This window comes from Desulfosporosinus sp. BICA1-9, from assembly GCF_000802135.1.
Genome location: NZ_JUEE01000176.1, coordinates 1 through 16030, shown reverse-complemented (window position 1 = coordinate 16030; position 16030 = coordinate 1). Strand labels below are relative to the sequence as shown.

General features: G+C 43.3%; 19 protein-coding genes. 13 read left to right on the top strand and 6 right to left on the bottom strand.

All coding sequences use genetic code 11. The annotated features are described in order from the left end of the window. Nucleotides 1–25: 25 nt before the first annotated feature. From JL57_RS22300 to ablA, 3 genes are read right to left on the bottom strand one after another with little or no spacing between them, the layout of a single operon-like run. The gene (locus JL57_RS22300) at nt 26–451 is read right to left on the bottom strand and encodes a universal stress protein (protein ID WP_291300418.1); all 426 of its coding nucleotides are present in this window, start codon (nt 449–451) and stop codon (nt 26–28) included. A gap of 8 nt (nt 452–459) precedes the next feature. Next, complete coding sequence (ablB, locus tag JL57_RS22295; protein WP_034144129.1) at nt 460–1287, bottom strand: putative beta-lysine N-acetyltransferase; 828 nt, start codon at nt 1285–1287, stop codon at nt 460–462. After that, a complete protein-coding gene (gene ablA, locus JL57_RS22290; protein ID WP_034144128.1) occupies nt 1280–2563 on the bottom strand; it encodes a lysine 2,3-aminomutase in 1284 nt (427 codons plus the stop codon). The genes ablB and ablA overlap by 8 nt, the downstream gene beginning before the upstream one ends. Before the next feature lie 356 nt (nt 2564–2919). Between ablA and JL57_RS22285 the strand changes: the two genes are divergently transcribed. From JL57_RS22285 to JL57_RS22225, 13 genes are all read left to right on the top strand, one after another. Next, complete coding sequence (locus tag JL57_RS22285; protein ID WP_034144127.1) at nt 2920–3708, top strand: ABC transporter substrate-binding protein; 789 nt, start codon at nt 2920–2922, stop codon at nt 3706–3708. Nucleotides 3709–3764: 56 nt separating this feature from the next. Further along, nucleotides 3765–4433 carry an amino acid ABC transporter permease gene (locus tag JL57_RS22280; RefSeq protein WP_034144126.1) on the top strand — a complete coding sequence of 223 codons (669 nt, stop codon included), beginning with the start codon at nt 3765–3767 and terminating at the stop codon, nt 4431–4433. A 7-nt stretch (nt 4434–4440) separates the two neighbouring features. Then, complete coding sequence (locus JL57_RS22275; protein ID WP_034144125.1) at nt 4441–5166, top strand: amino acid ABC transporter ATP-binding protein; 726 nt, start codon at nt 4441–4443, stop codon at nt 5164–5166. An 883-nt stretch (nt 5167–6049) separates the two neighbouring features. Next, on the top strand, nt 6050–6535 hold the full coding sequence (locus JL57_RS22270) for a Na+/H+ antiporter subunit E (RefSeq protein WP_034144124.1): 486 nt from the start codon (nt 6050–6052) through the stop codon (nt 6533–6535). A 9-nt stretch (nt 6536–6544) separates the two neighbouring features. Continuing rightward, nucleotides 6545–6814: a monovalent cation/H+ antiporter complex subunit F gene (locus JL57_RS22265; protein ID WP_291300417.1), complete on the top strand. Its 270-nt coding sequence runs from the start codon at nt 6545–6547 to the stop codon at nt 6812–6814. 28 nt (nt 6815–6842) lie between these two features. Further along, the gene (gene mnhG, locus JL57_RS22260) at nt 6843–7235 is read left to right on the top strand and encodes a monovalent cation/H(+) antiporter subunit G (RefSeq protein WP_291300416.1); all 393 of its coding nucleotides are present in this window, start codon (nt 6843–6845) and stop codon (nt 7233–7235) included. A gap of 31 nt (nt 7236–7266) precedes the next feature. Then, nucleotides 7267–8310, top strand: a complete 1044-nt coding sequence (locus JL57_RS22255) for a DUF4040 domain-containing protein (RefSeq protein ID WP_291300415.1) — start codon at nt 7267–7269, stop codon at nt 8308–8310. Then, a complete protein-coding gene (locus tag JL57_RS22250; protein WP_034144123.1) occupies nt 8303–8674 on the top strand; it encodes a cation:proton antiporter subunit C in 372 nt (123 codons plus the stop codon). The genes JL57_RS22255 and JL57_RS22250 overlap by 8 nt, the downstream gene beginning before the upstream one ends. Then, a complete protein-coding gene (locus tag JL57_RS22245; protein ID WP_034144122.1) occupies nt 8667–10181 on the top strand; it encodes a monovalent cation/H+ antiporter subunit D family protein in 1515 nt (504 codons plus the stop codon). The genes JL57_RS22250 and JL57_RS22245 overlap by 8 nt, the downstream gene beginning before the upstream one ends. Nucleotides 10182–10287: 106 nt before the next feature. After that, the gene (locus JL57_RS22240; RefSeq protein ID WP_291300414.1) at nt 10288–11781 is read left to right on the top strand and encodes a monovalent cation/H+ antiporter subunit D family protein; all 1494 of its coding nucleotides are present in this window, start codon (nt 10288–10290) and stop codon (nt 11779–11781) included. A 57-nt stretch (nt 11782–11838) separates the two neighbouring features. Further along, complete coding sequence (locus JL57_RS22235) at nt 11839–12084, top strand: hypothetical protein (RefSeq protein ID WP_034144121.1); 246 nt, start codon at nt 11839–11841, stop codon at nt 12082–12084. Next, the gene (locus JL57_RS22230; RefSeq protein WP_034144120.1) at nt 12077–13858 is read left to right on the top strand and encodes a Na(+)/H(+) antiporter subunit D; all 1782 of its coding nucleotides are present in this window, start codon (nt 12077–12079) and stop codon (nt 13856–13858) included. The genes JL57_RS22235 and JL57_RS22230 overlap by 8 nt, the downstream gene beginning before the upstream one ends. Nucleotides 13859–14247: 389 nt before the next feature. Next, nucleotides 14248–14793 carry an NADH peroxidase gene (locus JL57_RS22225; RefSeq protein ID WP_034144119.1) on the top strand — a complete coding sequence of 182 codons (546 nt, stop codon included), beginning with the start codon at nt 14248–14250 and terminating at the stop codon, nt 14791–14793. A gap of 103 nt (nt 14794–14896) precedes the next feature. On the opposite strand, the gene JL57_RS22220 is transcribed toward JL57_RS22225, so the two are convergent. The 3 genes from JL57_RS22220 to JL57_RS22210 all read right to left on the bottom strand — a co-directional run. Beyond that, nucleotides 14897–15568 carry a uroporphyrinogen decarboxylase family protein gene (locus tag JL57_RS22220; protein ID WP_291300413.1) on the bottom strand — a complete coding sequence of 224 codons (672 nt, stop codon included), beginning with the start codon at nt 15566–15568 and terminating at the stop codon, nt 14897–14899. Between the two features lie 35 nt (nt 15569–15603). After that, nucleotides 15604–15807, bottom strand: a complete 204-nt coding sequence (locus tag JL57_RS22215) for a hypothetical protein (RefSeq protein ID WP_291299888.1) — start codon at nt 15805–15807, stop codon at nt 15604–15606. Continuing rightward, nucleotides 15776–16030, bottom strand: a 255-nt coding sequence (locus JL57_RS22210) for a hypothetical protein (RefSeq protein ID WP_034144118.1), incomplete at its 5' end; no start/stop codon positions are given. The genes JL57_RS22210 and JL57_RS22215, both read right to left, overlap by 32 nt.

The window sequence follows — 16030 nt, the reverse complement described above, 5'->3', positions numbered from 1 at the left end:
GCTCTTTTTTATGTTTAGCAGACAGCTATTTGACGATGAGCACGGGGCAGGGCGAATGTTTGATCACCGATTGGCTAACACTGCCTAATAATAAGCCAGTTAACTGCCCCAAGCCTCTGCTGCCCATTACAATAAGATTCGCTCTTTCTTCTGTTGCGACCGTAACGATCAACCTAGCAGGATTGCCAGTAGCACTTCTTTTGCAAATTGAATCGGGTTGGATACCCATATCCGTCAATATAGCCTTCAAGATATCCTCAGCATCTAAGTTATTGAATGGGATATATTGACTTCCATGATCTATTGCTCCGTGGTAAAGCACGATCATTTCCTTGACATATAGTACGGTGAGCTTGGCACCCGTGTTTTGAGCTAACTCTATAGCTAGGGTCAAGGCACGTCTGGAAGGAGTAGAAGCATCCACGGGTACCACAATTTTCTTATTATTCATAATTATACCTATCTAACCCACAGATTCATGTCTTCATAGGAACCGGCGATATGGCAATTATTAATCAGGCGGCCTTGATATCTGTAGCCAAGTTTGTGAAATACTCTATTCATTCCGTAGGACTGAGCCCGTGCCAGAGTATATACGTTGAATGAACCCTTCTTTTGAACTTCATGCTCTAACATCCACAGCAAACGCTCGGAGAGTGAATGCCCCCGGTATTCCTCTATTGTTGCACAATCCGTCATTTCGCAACGCTTAAGGCTTTGGTTTGGATAAGCAGCTGCCACACTAATCAGCTTTTCTTGTGAGAATGCTCCTGCAAAAATATTTCCCTGTTGCATTAAGGAGCGGATATATTGTGGGTCCCCCACTGGGGAGGGATAACTTGTAAATACTTTAGTAAGCAACTGGGATATTTGCTGGGCAAAGGATTCATTTAAGAGTTTCAACTCTATTCCATGAGGCAAGCTTCGCGTCTGATGGATCGGTTCCGTCCTGACAGAATGGATAATCTCGTTCTCGGATTGCAATTTATGGGAATGCCCTCTTCCCCCACGAACATAATAGGCAAGGCTAACCGCAAATTCCTCGTAGTTGTTCTGGAAGAGGGTGCCTTCGGTACGAAAGCCGCATCGTAGGAAATCGGGAACATCGGCCGGCAATGCCCAAAGCCATATTTTTTCCAGTTTCTTTTTTAAGGCCAAATAAATCAGATGTCGACCGAACAACGTGGGCTTTGTTCCTTGTGGGTAGCCATCAACGATCAGTCGTTTATTTTTCTCATCCACGGTAATGGGGCTTGAGTAACTCACCGCGTTCATTGTGTTAAGCATTTGCTCTACCTCCGAAACTTCCGGAAACCTGCTTCCTTCGCTCCTGGCGCATATTTCCTTGAGGTATCAGGCTAATCCGCTCACCCGTCAGCAATTTCCCAAGACCAATCTGGCGAGTTTTCAAGTTTGAACATGGATCTGAGCAGGTCTTACAGCGGCTTGTTGTATTTTCCGGTTCCTGATATACGCTGATGACTCCTTCATAATTACGCAGGATGACCTTATCGCTGGATTGCGAAATCAAATAGTTAGGCTGCAGGGGGATTTTACCGCCACCTCCCGGGGCATCGACAACAAAGGTAGGAACTGCAAACCCGGAGGTATGTCCCCTGAGCATTTCGATAATCTCTAACCCTGTACTGACCGATGTCCGGAAATGCTCAATACCGCTCGATAAGTCGCATTGGTACAAGTAGTAAGGCCTTACCCGACATTTCACCAATTCATGGAGCAGTTTTTTCATAATCACAGGACAATCATTGATCCCTTTAAGCAAAACCGACTGGTTCCCAAGTGGAATTCCAGCATTCGCCAGTTTGGTCAGGGCATTACGGGCTTCAATGGTAATCTCTTGAGGATGATTGAAATGGGTATTAATCCAGATCGGGTGGTATTTTTTCAGAACCTCGATGAGGTTATCTGTAATACGCATAGGAAGAACTACCGGGGTTCTTGTCCCGATCCGAATGATCTCAACGTGGGGGATCGATCGAAGACTGGACAGGATAAACTCTAAACGGTCATCAGAAAGGGTCAATGGATCTCCTCCTGATATCAGAACATCACGAATTTGTGGGTTGGAACGGATATATTCCAGGGCGCGCTTGAATCGATTCAGAGGTAAAGCCTGGTCAGTCTGTCCAGCCATTCTTCTTCTGGTGCAATGTCTGCAATACATTGAGCATTGATCTGTTACTAGGAGCAGAACACGATCAGGATAGCGATGTGTCAGTCCCGGTACAGGTGAATCTCCTTCTTCATGTAGCGGGTCTTCTAAATCACATGAGGATTTAGTCAACTCATGAATTGAAGGAATTGCTTGTTTTCTGATCGGACACTCAACATCCTGGGGATCCATCAGGGAAAAGTAATAAGGCGTGACTGCCATGCGGAAGTTTACCAGACACTTTTGAATTTGTTCAGCTTCCTCTGAGGAAAGAGCCATAGATTCTACTAATCTCTCGTGGTTTGTTATGCGATTGGTCATTTGCCAATGCCAATCATGCCATTGTTCGTCACTTATATTAGGCCATAACCTTTGTCGTAATTCATTCATTCATTCTACCTCCGTGTTATTTATTCATATTTTGTACAGAAAAACCTGACCAAGGATGGCCGAGTGTCCCTGTAACGAAGACTCACAACTAACAACCTTTTGTATTATACTAAGTTGTTAGTCAGAAAATGTCAACCCCTTGTTTTCCCTCTTACAAATTTAAGAAATTGACCTAAAGTTATAAAATATGGTATAGTTTGGAGAGTAACAACTTATATTATCATTGTAAGTTGTTAGATTAAGCTTGTTGATAAACTCTATTAAGGCATCATCGGAGGTGATCTTTTGCTTGTGTAAGGAGTGTAAAGCTTTGTTTTTGTGAGGTACTTTAAAGTTTCAGAGGAGGTAGAAAAGAAATGAAAAAATTTAATATGTTAATTATCGCCACCCTATTCTTGTTGGTCGTGGCTGGCTGTGGTGCATCAAAGAGTAATTCTGACCCAACACCTACTACAACCTTGGACCGGATTAAGGCCGATGGAAAATTGACTTATGCTATGAGTGGTCAGTACCCACCCTTCAATTTTTTTAACGAGAAGAACGAACTTACTGGATTTGATGTTGAAATAGGCCAAGAGATTGCAAAAAGAATTAACGTGAACCCAGCCCCTATCGCCACCGAATGGGATGGACTCATTGCTGGGTTAATCGCCAGCAAGTTTGATATGATCTTAGGAAGCATGGCGATTACTGACGAGAGGTTGCTTAAAGTAGATTTCAGTACCCCCTATTACCGTTCAGGAGCCCAAGTTATTGTGCCCTCTGAATCGAAGATCAGTGGAGGGGTTGATCTCAAAGGCAAAACCATCGGGGTTGTGCTGGGTACAACATTCGAAACGAAAGCTCGAGAATTGGGGGCAACCGTCAAGACGTATAAAGGTGACCCTGATGCCTTTAATGATATGGCCAACGGAAGACTCGATGGTGTGATTACTGATAAGATTGTCGGTTTAAATGCCATTAAAGAGAATAATTACCCTTACAAACTGGTCGGTGATTTGTTATATACGGAGAAGATGGGCATCGCGATTCGTAAAGACAGTCCTAAATTGCTGGAGGCTGTGAACAGTGCTTTAGCCGAAATGATGGATGACGGAACCTATCAAAAAATTAGCGAAAAATATTTCAGTGCGGATATTCGATAAGCCGAAAGCCGATCAGCAAAGGGGTGCCGCTCTGATCAGACTGGAGGTAAGTTGCTTTGAATCTTGACTTTAGTATCATCTTTAAATATCTGCCTTTTTTGTTGCAGGGGGCAGTATTGACCATAGAACTTGCAGTACTGGGGATTGCCATTGGTATCGTCATAGGTCTGGTAGCAGCTCTCCTGAAGATATCTCACACGCCTCTGCGCTATATTGCTCATGTTTACATTTGGCTGATTCGGGGTACGCCTTTGCTTGTTCAGCTCTTTCTCATCTATTTCGGATTGCCTCAGCTTGGCATCACTTTAGATGCTTTTTCATCTTCTGTAATAGGACTGGGAATCAATAGTGGAGCGTATCTCGCCGAGGTCTTTCGAGGTGGTATTGAGGCAATTCCAAAAGGGCAAACAGAAGCTTCTTTATCTCTTGGCATGGGGAAATTCTTGACTCTGCGCAGGATTATCTTTCCCCAAGCTTTGCGGATAGCAATACCTTCATTAGGTAATCAGTTTATCATCACTTTAAAAGATTCATCTCTATGTTCCGTTATTACAATGTCGGAACTCCTGCAAACTTCCCAACGCTTTGCCAGTGTGACCTATGCTCCTATGGAACTCTACACCGCCGCCGCAGTGCTCTATTTACTGATGACCACTGTGATCTCAGGGCTTTTACACAGTCTGGAATGGCGATTATCTAAAGAAAACCGGGCAAGGGGGGGGTGAAAAATCAATGATCAATGTTAATGGTCTAGTTAAAGACTTCGGCAAGAATCGAGTGATTGACGGGATCGATGCAACCGTGTCCGCAGGCGAGGTTGTTGTCCTCATCGGAGCGAGTGGTTCGGGAAAGAGCACTTTTCTGCGCTGTTTAAATGGACTGGAAACAATGACCGCGGGAGAAATCTTGATCGACAACGTACCTCTGGAAAGTAAATCAAGCAGTCTCAATCAGATTCGTCGTCAAGTGGGAATGGTGTTTCAGCAATTCAATCTCTTTCCTCACTTGACTGTATTAGAGAATATCATCGAAGCTCCCGTACATGTGCTTAAACAGAGAAAGAACGACGCAAGCCAAGTCGCCCGGGAGTTGCTCTCTAAAGTTGGCCTTTTCGATAAACAAAACTGCTATCCGGGGACTCTATCTGGAGGACAGGGCCAGAGAGTAGCTATTGCTAGGGCGCTGGCTATGCATCCTAAGATAATGCTCTTTGATGAGCCAACCTCGGCACTTGATCCTGAGCTGGTCGGGGAAGTTCTCACTGTAATGAAACAGTTGGCAGAAGATGGTATGACCATGGTTGTTGTGACTCATGAAATGAGCTTTGCCAGGGAAGTTGCAGACAGGGTAATCTTTATTGACGAAGGCCGGATTGTCGAAGAAGGCTCTCCGGTTCAGATCTTTAGTAACCCGCAAGAAAAACGAACCCAGACGTTCCTCAGCAGATTAACTCATTGAGTGTTAGCAAAGAGTGCCGAACCAACAACATTAAAACACGAGTGTAGGAAAACCTTCTTCCTACACCCGTGTTTTTTGATCGAATCTGAGACTCTCACTTCCCAAGTAGAAGTAAACTCCATACAGGCAGAAGCCTGTTATTTTAGTGTTATCAAACACAAAACGGCCTAAACTAAAAACTATTTGTAGAATTTATGTATAAATTTCCAAATTGCATTAACTTTATGAAGAATTATTTGCATTTACACCCTTTATTACAACCTATCGGGTTGCTATATGCTATTAAATATAATTGTATAAAAATTTTTAATACTACTGAATTATAGTTCATTCCTTAATAGGAAATATGTATTATGAACTATTAACTACTAGCGGTTGTCATGGACTATCATGCTTTATCACTGCCTTTGACCTAGAATTATACTGGTATATTAGGTGATATTTTGATATAATTCGTTGAAACCGTCTTCAACTGTGACCTTATCACCTGAAGCTGCAAGTTAACTTATGGACTGTTTGTAATAATCTTGCGCTTATGTTCTACATAATAGTTGGAGTTCAGTTCTATAAAAGGCTCTTACTATTTAATCATGTGATATGCGATGTCGTACTAATGGCGTTGATGTTAAATGATTATTGTTATCTTTGTCGATTTTTGGGTAAGTTAGCTGTACCCAATTTTTAAATGGATGGTAATAAACACAAAAGACTTTTTTATAAAGTCTACAGAACTCTACCGGGAAATGTCTAATGATTACCATTAAAAAACGTGGGGAGGTGCTTAAGCTAAGAGGTGTTTCTTATCATACTTCAGCCTCGAACAATAAACGTATCAATACACTAGTAACCAAGAATAACAATAGATTGTGAGTTGTGGGCAAATATGCTTAGTTTTTTTCTAACATTCATTTTGATGTTTATTTTTTGGTTTAGTTTATCCGGGCAAACTGCACCAATGTTCCTGATCCTTGGGGTGGTTTCTTGTCTGCTGGTAGCCTACTGGTCCCACGATTTGTTAATAGGCAAGATGTCTAAGGGACCAAACCTAAGGAGAATCATTCTACTCGTTAAATATTTTCCTTGGTTAGCCTGGGAGGTTGTGTTGGCTAACTGGCATCTCATATACCTTATTCTGCATCCCAAGATGCCTATTGATCCAAGCATTGTAAGATTCAAACACACCTTAAAAACAGACGCATCCATTACTCTCCTGGCTAACTCGATTACCCTGACACCTGGAACCATCACCATTGATGTCAACCGTCATGAATATATTGTTCATGCTGTATCAAGGGAAACTGCCGAAGGTTTACTGTCCGGTTCGATGCAGGCGAAGATATACGAAATTGAAGACGGTGTAAGGAGGTAAGCAAGACGTATGGCAAATATGTTTGATTTAGCTACATTTACGATTATATTATCTGCAGTGCTCATACTTTATCGGTTAGTGATTGGCCCCTTTGTTTTTAACAGGATTTTGGCCGTTAATTTCTTCGGAACCAAAACAGTAGTCATCCTGCTCCTAATAGGTTTCATGTATGGCAGACCTGATCTTTTTATAGATATTGCCTTTGTTTATGTCTTGATTAACTTTACTGCTGTATTGGCATTTCTAAAATACGTTGAATCTGGCCGTTTCGACAGATGAAAAAAAATTAGCAACGGGATGGGAAAATATGCATATGGATATTCGCGTTATTCTTACAGGATTATTCTTAGTCATAGGATGTTTCTTGTTTCTGGTTGCCTCCATTGGGGTAATCAGGTTTCCTGATTTCTTTACCAGGATGCATGCCGCGGGCAAAGCGGATTCCCTAGGGCAAGCCTGCATTATTATCGGCCTTATGATTTATTCAGGATTTACCCAAGTAAGCCTGAAATTGCTGATAATAATGATTACGATTTTTATCATTAACACTACAGCAACTCACTATTTGGCTAAGGCGGCTTTTATGAAGGGTGTTAAACCTTGGATGAAAGGCAATAAGTATGGGGAAACCGACCCCTTTGCTGTATCCTCTGCTGCCAATGTTGTCGGTAAGAAAACCAAGGCTAAAGCTAAACGATGAACACAAAAACATTATTTATGGAGTTGAAGACATGACTGATTTAGCCATTCCGCTTTTTCTAGTGGTTTGTGGTATTGCTGTATTACTCGTGAAGGACTTAATGAGTTCTATCATGATTTTCTCAGTCTACAGTCTGATGATGGCTATTGAGTGGTGCCGGCTGAATGCCGTTGACGTAGCTATTACAGAGGCGGCTGTGGGTGCTGGTATTTCCACGGTTCTGTTCTTAGTTATCTTAGGTCGTACGAAGTCTGTCGATGAGGGCAAAAAACACATAAACATTCCTGCTCTGCTGGTAGCCCTTGGAGTTGCAGCTGTCCTGCTGTATGGAACCATGGACCTCCCCCATCTGCGGGATCCTAACATTGCGCCCAATACCCATGTGGTGACGCCCTATTATCTAGAGAACTCTTACGAACACGCGGGCCAGCTAAACGTTGTTGCTTCTATTCTGGCCTACTTCCGAGGGTATGATACCTTATTCGAAACGACTGTTGTGGCCACTGCTGGTTTTTGTTTAATTCTGCTCCTAAGGGTGCGGAACAAGAAACCGGGCACTTTAGACTCACAGAAAATCGGGGTCACGGCTAATAAAAAAACTCCCGCTAGTATCGGTGTTAAGCCAACCGCAACGTTTCCGGATGTCTTAGATCAAGACAAAGACATCATCAAGAGAACGGTCACCAAATTATTAATACCGTTTATTCAACTCTTTGGGCTGTATGTAATAGTCCACGGAGAACTGGGCCCCGGCGGGGGGTTTCAGGGTGGTGTAATTCTGGGGGTTAGTATCATAGTTTACTCCCTAGTGTTTGGCTTCGACGAGGCCAAAAAGAGGATGTCTGTCAAGACAAAAGACCTGTTAGTTTCCTCAGGGGTTTTACTTTATGGTGGTATCGGTGTTATAGCACTTTTCATGGGTGGTAACTACCTTCAGTATGGTGTGCTTTTGCCTGACCCCCAATTTGCCAGTGTCGTTGGCATTATGGGTATTGAAATTGGTGTAGGTATAACTGTTGCCGCGGTAATGATGACCCTATTTTATGAAACAGTAAGGATAGATGCCAATGATTGAACTATTAGCGAAATATAATTATTGGATTGTAATAATTCTGTTGACCACAGGGTTATATGGGGTAATGGCTAGACAAAACCTGATAAAAAAGATTATTGGCTTGAACGTCTTTCAAACGGCTGTGCTCCTGTTTTATGTGTCAATGTCCAAAATTGAGGGTGGAACCGCGCCTATTCTCATAAATCATGGGCATGGTCCACAACCTCTTTTCGATAACCCGCTGCCCCAAGTATTAATGCTTACTGCCATTGTGGTAGGAATTAGCACTACTGCTGTGGCTCTGACCTTTGTCACGCTTATTCACCGTGAATACGGAACCATAGAGGAAGATCAAATACTGGAGTTGAACAAGCATAATGATTAAACATTTGCCCGCTCTGTTAATAGTGATACCTCTGCTGGTAGCGATTATTACCCCCATCATCGGTCGCCTGCACTGGGTATTAAGTTGGTATGCTGTAACCATCACCACTTTCATAAGCTTTGTTATCTCCCTTTTACTCTTGCAAACTGTATTGGTACAAGGAAGGATCAGCTATTGGATGAGTGGCTGGGAACCGCCCTTTGGTATTGAGTACGCTATTGACTACTTGAATATTTATGTGATAATTATTGTTTCCTTTATGGCTTTTGCCGGGGCTGTATACTCCAGGAAAAATATTGATGTCGAAATTGCCGAAGAAAAGAAACCACTTTTCTACATGATTTATCTATTGTTTGTAACAGGTCTTCTGGGTATGGTTGTCACTGGAGATATCTTTAATATCTATGTTCTTTTGGAGATAGCTTCACTGACCGGTTATGCCCTGATAGCTCTAGGCAAAAAGCGCCAAGCCCTGGTAGGAGCGTACAATTACCTGGTAATGGGCACTGTTGGTGCTACATTTTTCCTGCTGGGCATTGGTTACTTGTATTTGATGACGGGTACCCTGAATATTGCCGACTTATCAGCTAGGTTACCGGAATTTTATCAGACCAAAGCGATTTTCACAGCTTTTACGTTTATTGTGATAGGACTTTCTATTAAGTTAGCCATTTTTCCGTTCCATTTTTGGCTTCCTAACGCTTATGCCTATGCTCCTTCAACCGTTAGCGCGGTTATGGCCGCAACTGGCGCCAAGGTAGCAGCCTATGTCTTAATTCGGGTCATGTTTACAGTATTTAAGCCGGAGTTTTATACGCATACCCCCTTTAACCTCCAGTATATTCTACTGATCTTGGCGGTGGCGGCTATCCTGGCAGGGTCTATCATGGCTCTAGCGCAAACCGATATTAAGAAGATGTTAGCTTATTCGAGTGTTGGGCAAATCGGTTATATCGTGCTGGGTATTTCATTAATGAGTGTCACCGGTATGATGGGCTCCCTGATCCATCTGTTAAATCATGCCCTGATGAAGGGAGCGCTCTTCTTTGCTGTGGGTGCCGTGGTCTACAGAACCGGTCTCACCAGCATCGAGAACTTACGGGGGCTGGGGAAGAAAATGCCCTGGACCATGGCCGCCTTTACTATTGCGGCACTTTCCATGACGGGTGTTCCTCTGACAGTTGGTTTTGTTAGTAAATGGTACCTGGCAGTTGCTTCCATTGAGAGTGGGATGTGGTGGTTGGTTCCAATAATATTGATAAGCTCCCTTCTCACTGCAGTTTATTTCTGGCGTATTTTAGACAATATATGGCTTAAGCCTGCACCTGGAGATGAAAGTCACGAACACGGACATGACTCCCATCAGACGCCTGTTAAGTCTAACGATGCTCCATTATCTATGTTAATTCCTACATTTACAGTAGCTGTGCTGTGCATAGTTTTTGGTGTCTTTGCCTATGCGCCAGTATCCTTGGCAGAAAAAGCGGCCGTGATTCTTCTGAAGTGAACTCGTTCAACTAAAGTTGAACATCGAGTCTTCGGTGGGGGACTCTACCCCCACCGAAGCGGAGCCGGGGGTACCACTCCCACTTGTAGAAGTGGGAGTCTTACGATTGGATAAAGAGGTGATGAACTTGGAAATAATCGAATCAGCAAGACCCTTATATGCAGTTCTGGTTTCACTGTCGGCAGTTGTATTAATAGGTGTTTCTGGCAAATACCCAAATCTAAGAGAATCGTGGACAATGCTGGCCGCCTTGCTAAAATTCGGTCTGGTAGTTTCAATCCTGCCAACAATTCTTGCGGGTAAGGTTATTGAATATCATGTGACAAGGGTTCTTCCGGGGCTTGACATTGCGTTCAGAGTAGATTCGCTGGGGATGGTTCTTGCTTTAACTGCTTCATTCTTGTGGATCATAACCTCTGTTTATGCAATAGGCTACATGCGCTCAATGAATGAACATGCTCAGACGAGGTTTTTTATGTGTTTTGCCATAGCCCTGTCTGCAGCCATGGGCGCGGCTTTTTCAGCAAACGTATTTACCCTGTTTGTCTTCTATGAAATGATTACAGTATCTACCTTTGCTTTGGTTGCCCATGAAGAAACGTCTGAAGCCATTAAGGGAGCAAGGAAATACCTGACTTATTTGCTGGGTACCTCAATTTTCTTCTTCCTTCCAGCCATGGTTTTAACCTACTATTTTGCAGGTACTCTGGATTTTGCCAGTCAGGGAATTTTGGCGGGCAAAGCATCCTATGGAATAATTAGCATGATTTTTGTTCTCTATATTGCAGGCATAGCAAAAGCAGGTATGATGCCTTTTCATTCTTGGCTTCCAGCGGCTATGGTTGCCCCTACTCCTGTAAGCGCCCTACTGCACGCTGTGGCCGTCGTTAAAGTGGGAGTATTTACGGTGCTCCGAATCGTCCTGTTTGTCTTTGGTGTTGACCTGCTTCAAAACGTCGGGCTTGGCACGTTCCTGGCGTACTTTGCATCCTTTACGATCATCACTGCCTCTATCCTGGCCTTAAAACAGGATAATTTAAAACTACGGTTGGCCTATTCCACAGTCAGCCAGCTTTCCTATATTGTTCTGGCGGTGGCTCTCTTGTCACCTAGTGGCATTACCAGCAGTATTATTCACATTACTATCCACGCCTTTAGTAAGATTACCCTCTTCTTTGTAGCTGGCGCAATTTTTGTGGCTACACAGAAAAAGTATATCAGTCAGCTGAATGGGATTGGCAGAAGGATGCCCTTCACCATGACCGCCTTTACTGTTGGAGCTCTGTCGATGATTGCCGTACCGCCCCTTGGGGGATTTGTCAGCAAATGGTACCTTATATTGGGAGCTTTGGAAGCAAACATGCTGCCAATCCTGGCGGTACTTGTGACAAGTACTCTATTGAATGCGGCCTACTTCTTGCCCATTATTTATGCAGCGTTCTTTAAAAATTCCCCGGTTGATGAAGAGCAGGGTGTACATGAAGCCCCTCTAATGTTAGTTGTTCCCATTGTTATCACAGCCCTTGGGACGCTGACCTTCTTTTTCTGGCCGTCGCTGCTGTTTGATCTTGCCAAGTTGGTAGTGTCTCAAGTGATGTAATACTATAATGTACAAACTGTACTGCAAATGAGAAGACAGGGGTGAGCTGGAACGAAAATGAATAAGATTGTGGAATATTTTGAAAAACCCAATGTTAGTAAAGCAGTTCGCTATATATTTTATGCCAGTCTAGTGTTACTCTTGATTTCAGAATTTTTTATTGAGAAGCACCCCTATTTTAGTTGGGCAGCCTTCCCCGCCTTTAACGCAGTTTATGGATTTATATCTTGTGTGGTCATCATTGTCGTAGCCAAGGTGCTGGGCAAGCTATGGCTGCAAAAAGGGGAGGACTACTATGATTAGCTTTCTGCCACCTGCCCTTATATTTATTGCAGGGGCAGCTCTGATTCCTTTTCTTAATGGAAGACTTAGGCAGGCCTATATCATCCTACTTCCCTGTCTTGCCTTTTTAAACCTGCTTAATATGCCGGAAGGCAGCGCTTGGATCTTTAATTTTTGGGAGTATCAACTAACCTTTGCCCGGGTTGACAAATTGAGTATGGTTTTTGGCTATATCTTTGTTATCATGGCCTTTGCCGGAGGGATCTATGCCGCCCATGAAAAAGACAAGCTCCAACTGACAGCCGCCTTTTTGTATGCCGGGAGCTCCCTGGGAGTAGTGTTTGCCGGAGACTACCTAACTTTATATATCTTTTGGGAGATTATGGCCTTTGCTTCATTTTGCTTAGTTTTTGCTAAGCAAACCCAACGAGCTATTAAAGCAGCCTTCAGGTACATCATGGTGCACCTTTTCGGTGGGTTGATGCTCATGATCGGTATTCTGATGCAGGTAGCTGAAACTGGTTCCCTGGAATTCAACCTGATTGGCTTAAACGGAATAGCCTCGGCCTTTATCCTGCTGGGCTTTGCCGTGAATGCTGCCATATTTCCCCTCTCGGCTTGGCTTACGGATGCTTATCCTGAGAGTACCGTGGTAGGAACGGTCTTTTTAAGCGCCTTTACTACCAAGACAGCTGTTTACGTTCTGGCCAGGGGTTTTGCCGGTACCGATCTATTGGTCTGGGCCGGAATTACGATGATTATTTACGGTATTGTCTTTGCTATCCTGGAAAACGATATGAGGCGCGTATTGTCCTACAGTATTATTAACCAGGTGGGCTTTATGGTCGTTGGTATCGGAATTGGCACAGAGTTGGCCATTAATGGGGCAGCAGCTCATGCTTTTGCTCATATTCTATACAAAGCCCTGTTGATGATGTCCGCAGGTGCTGTGCTGTATTTGACGGGCCGCAGTAAAACAAGCCAGTTGGGCGGATTATATAAAACCATGCCTTTGACACTGCTCTTTGCAGTAGTTGGGGCAGCATCCATTTCGGGCTTCCCGCTAACCGGTGGTTTTATTTCCAAATCCATGATTTCGTCAGCAGCAGGACATGAACACATGATCGTTATCTGGCTGTTGCTCACCCTGGCATCTGCAGGTGTGTTTTTGCACGCTGGGATTAAATTCCCCTACTTTGTATTCTTTGCCAAGGATTCAGGCCTTAGGCCCGATGAAAAGAAACTTCCGCTCAACATGAAGGTTTCTATGGCTTTCCTTTCCTTTATGTGCATCCTGATCGGGGTATTTCCTCAGATATTGTACCGCCTGCTCCCTTACCCGGTAGATTATCTTCCCTATACCGGTGACCACGTTATCAGCCAGCTCCAACTGCTGATGTTCTCGGCCTTGGCCTTCTTTATGATGCTGAAATTCCTTAAGAGAACCGAGACCCTTACCTTGGATACTGACTGGTTCTACAGAAGAGGGGCAAATATTGTTATTGCTTATATTTCTATTCCAGTGGCATGGACCTATAACAAACTTGGGTATGTTTTCCTGGAAAAGATCCCCAACCTAGCAACTTGGTTTAGCAAAAACCCTTTGAGGGCTATGAGAATAGGGATCGATAAATTAGTCGTTTCTATGGTTGGTGGTAAAAAGGCTCTTAAACGCTTAGAAAAACAGAAAGAAAGCTATCCTGGGCCTCTTAAGCAGTGGTCCATTAGTACGGCTGTAAGCGTTGCCCTGGTAATATTTGCGATCTATTTGATACTCTTCTTCTTCTATGCATAACTCAACTTATGCACGACGATTTCCTAAAGTTGTTATCCCCTGGCAGACATAATAAGAAAAACCGAGGCATCGCCGCCTCGGTCCTTTTATTTTTTTCGAGTATCTGAAATTGTATTTTCTAGCTGGTAACAGGTGTTCACCCTGAATTAGCCCTTATAGTATTTTTCCAGCCTCTTTCGTCAAATTTATTTTTCCGCCCCAGAAAGCCTTTGCCATTTTACTACTACTGGGTCGCAATTATTGAAAGCCAGAATTGCTTTCAAAGTAGCTGGAAAAGTTAATAAAAACTCTTGACATTTATATTAATTATAATATAATAAACTATATAAACAGTGTATAGACACTAATCCCTATTATAGAATGAGAAGTTTTAAAAGGAGAGGTTATTAATGAAGAAATTTGTTTGCGGTATCTGCGGTTATATTCATGAAGGAAATGAGGCTCCCGATAATTGCCCACAATGTAAGGCACCGAATGGTAAGTTTTCAGAGAAAGTTGAAGGGGTTATGGAGTGGGCTGATGAGCATAAAGTAGGAATTGCTCAAGGGGTTGACCCGGAAGTCCTTGAAGGATTAAGAGCTAACTTCGCTGGCGAGTGCACAGAAATTGGTATGTATCTAGCAATGAGCCGTCAAGCGGACCGGGAAGGTTATCCTGAAGTCGCTGAAGCTTACAAACGAATTGCTTGGGAAGAAGCAGAACATGCTGCAAAATTTGCTGAACTCTTAGGAGAAGTCGTCGATGCAGATACTAAGAAAAACCTACAACTGAGGGTGGATGCAGAATTTGGTGCGACCCAAGGGAAGAAAGACCTCGCAACTTTAGCGAAAAAACTCAATTTGGATGCAATTCATGATACAGTACATGAAATGTGTAAAGATGAAGCTCGTCACGGTAAGGCCTTCAAGGGATTACTTGACCGTTACTTCAAATAAGTTTTATAACCCCTGCACAATGTGTTTATTGATGATTATCTCAAAATCAGAAAAACAGCTACAGGCCACGGTCTCTCCCGTGGCCTGTAGCTGTTTTTCTACGTTAGGCTTGATTCTCTTTTGCCAGTTTGCTAACACTCGTGACAATTGCTTGAAGATTGGTGTTCGATACCCTGAGCGGAACGGCACATTCCGGCGCAATTACCTGAACCCCTGCAGCCATTATTCTCTTGACATCTTCTTCAATCACCTTTGGGTTTCCGTAAAGGAGGGTTTCAACATTGTTAATATTACCCGACAACGATATTTTCCCCTTTACCGCTTCCATGGCGGCCAAAGGGTCGACCTTTGAATCAAAGTGAAAATTGACAAACCCGGAGTCAGCAATGTATTCCATGCGGTCCAAAGTTTTTCCACAGATATGCAAGATAGCTGGACCTTCTATCCTCGCGGTTATTTCTCGATGTACAGGCAAGAGCAAATCACGGTAGGCATTAGGACCCACTAAATCCCCTGTGGCGTGATCCGCTATAGTCACGACATCAGCACCACAGGCAAATTGTTCATTGGCAAACAGGATGGTTACTTCTTTCAAAACATCTAAAAATGCTTTGACCTTATCCGGCTCTAAAAGACTATCACATAAGAAATCCTCCGAGCCGTATAGGTGGTAAGCCAGGGTCCAAGGACCCATGGCTTTGCCTACAATGGCACAACGATTAGCGAATCGCCCTCGCAAAAGCTTTATAGCTTTCAATACAGTTTTAATCGGCAACTTGTAAGAAAAACCTCGGCTGCGCCTCGGTCCTTTTATTCATCTAGGACATCTGTAATTTTATACTCATTCCCATGAAGACCCTTATAATACTCCGGATACATGGTGCCACCACATTTCTCACAACTAAACTGTGGAGGTACCATGGAATCCCCATCATCCATCGCATCCATTGTTCTAACGACGTCTAAGGGTATCTCCTCATTTTCACGACACTCCAAACATATATAACTGATCACACCCTGCTTTTCCTCTATCCTCCTGAAGTTTGAGCTTTGGTCTCTTTTCTTCTTCTTTTTGGGGTTTCGCGACTTCGATACCGGTGAAATTGTAAATCATCCTTTCCATGTAGCTTTTTGCTGTATCATCACTGGCATATTTGATCTCCAATTGGCCGTCTTTCAGACACACTTCTCCCCTGTATTCATAGCAATTCTCACAATGTGGACATATCATCGGGTC

Coding starts and splice junctions, on each gene's coding strand:
- JL57_RS22300 (WP_291300418.1), bottom strand. CDS start 451: ATGAATAATAAGAAAATTGTGGTACCCGTGGATGCTTCTACTCCTTCC.
- ablB (WP_034144129.1), bottom strand. CDS start 1,287: ATGCTTAACACAATGAACGCGGTGAGTTACTCAAGCCCCATTACCGTG.
- ablA (WP_034144128.1), bottom strand. CDS start 2,563: ATGAATGAATTACGACAAAGGTTATGGCCTAATATAAGTGACGAACAA.
- JL57_RS22285 (WP_034144127.1), top strand. CDS start 2,920: ATGAAAAAATTTAATATGTTAATTATCGCCACCCTATTCTTGTTGGTC.
- JL57_RS22275 (WP_034144125.1), top strand. CDS start 4,441: ATGATCAATGTTAATGGTCTAGTTAAAGACTTCGGCAAGAATCGAGTG.
- JL57_RS22270 (WP_034144124.1), top strand. CDS start 6,050: ATGCTTAGTTTTTTTCTAACATTCATTTTGATGTTTATTTTTTGGTTT.
- JL57_RS22265 (WP_291300417.1), top strand. CDS start 6,545: ATGGCAAATATGTTTGATTTAGCTACATTTACGATTATATTATCTGCA.
- mnhG (WP_291300416.1), top strand. CDS start 6,843: ATGCATATGGATATTCGCGTTATTCTTACAGGATTATTCTTAGTCATA.
- JL57_RS22255 (WP_291300415.1), top strand. CDS start 7,267: ATGACTGATTTAGCCATTCCGCTTTTTCTAGTGGTTTGTGGTATTGCT.
- JL57_RS22250 (WP_034144123.1), top strand. CDS start 8,303: ATGATTGAACTATTAGCGAAATATAATTATTGGATTGTAATAATTCTG.
- JL57_RS22245 (WP_034144122.1), top strand. CDS start 8,667: ATGATTAAACATTTGCCCGCTCTGTTAATAGTGATACCTCTGCTGGTA.
- JL57_RS22235 (WP_034144121.1), top strand. CDS start 11,839: ATGAATAAGATTGTGGAATATTTTGAAAAACCCAATGTTAGTAAAGCA.
- JL57_RS22230 (WP_034144120.1), top strand. CDS start 12,077: ATGATTAGCTTTCTGCCACCTGCCCTTATATTTATTGCAGGGGCAGCT.
- JL57_RS22225 (WP_034144119.1), top strand. CDS start 14,248: ATGAAGAAATTTGTTTGCGGTATCTGCGGTTATATTCATGAAGGAAAT.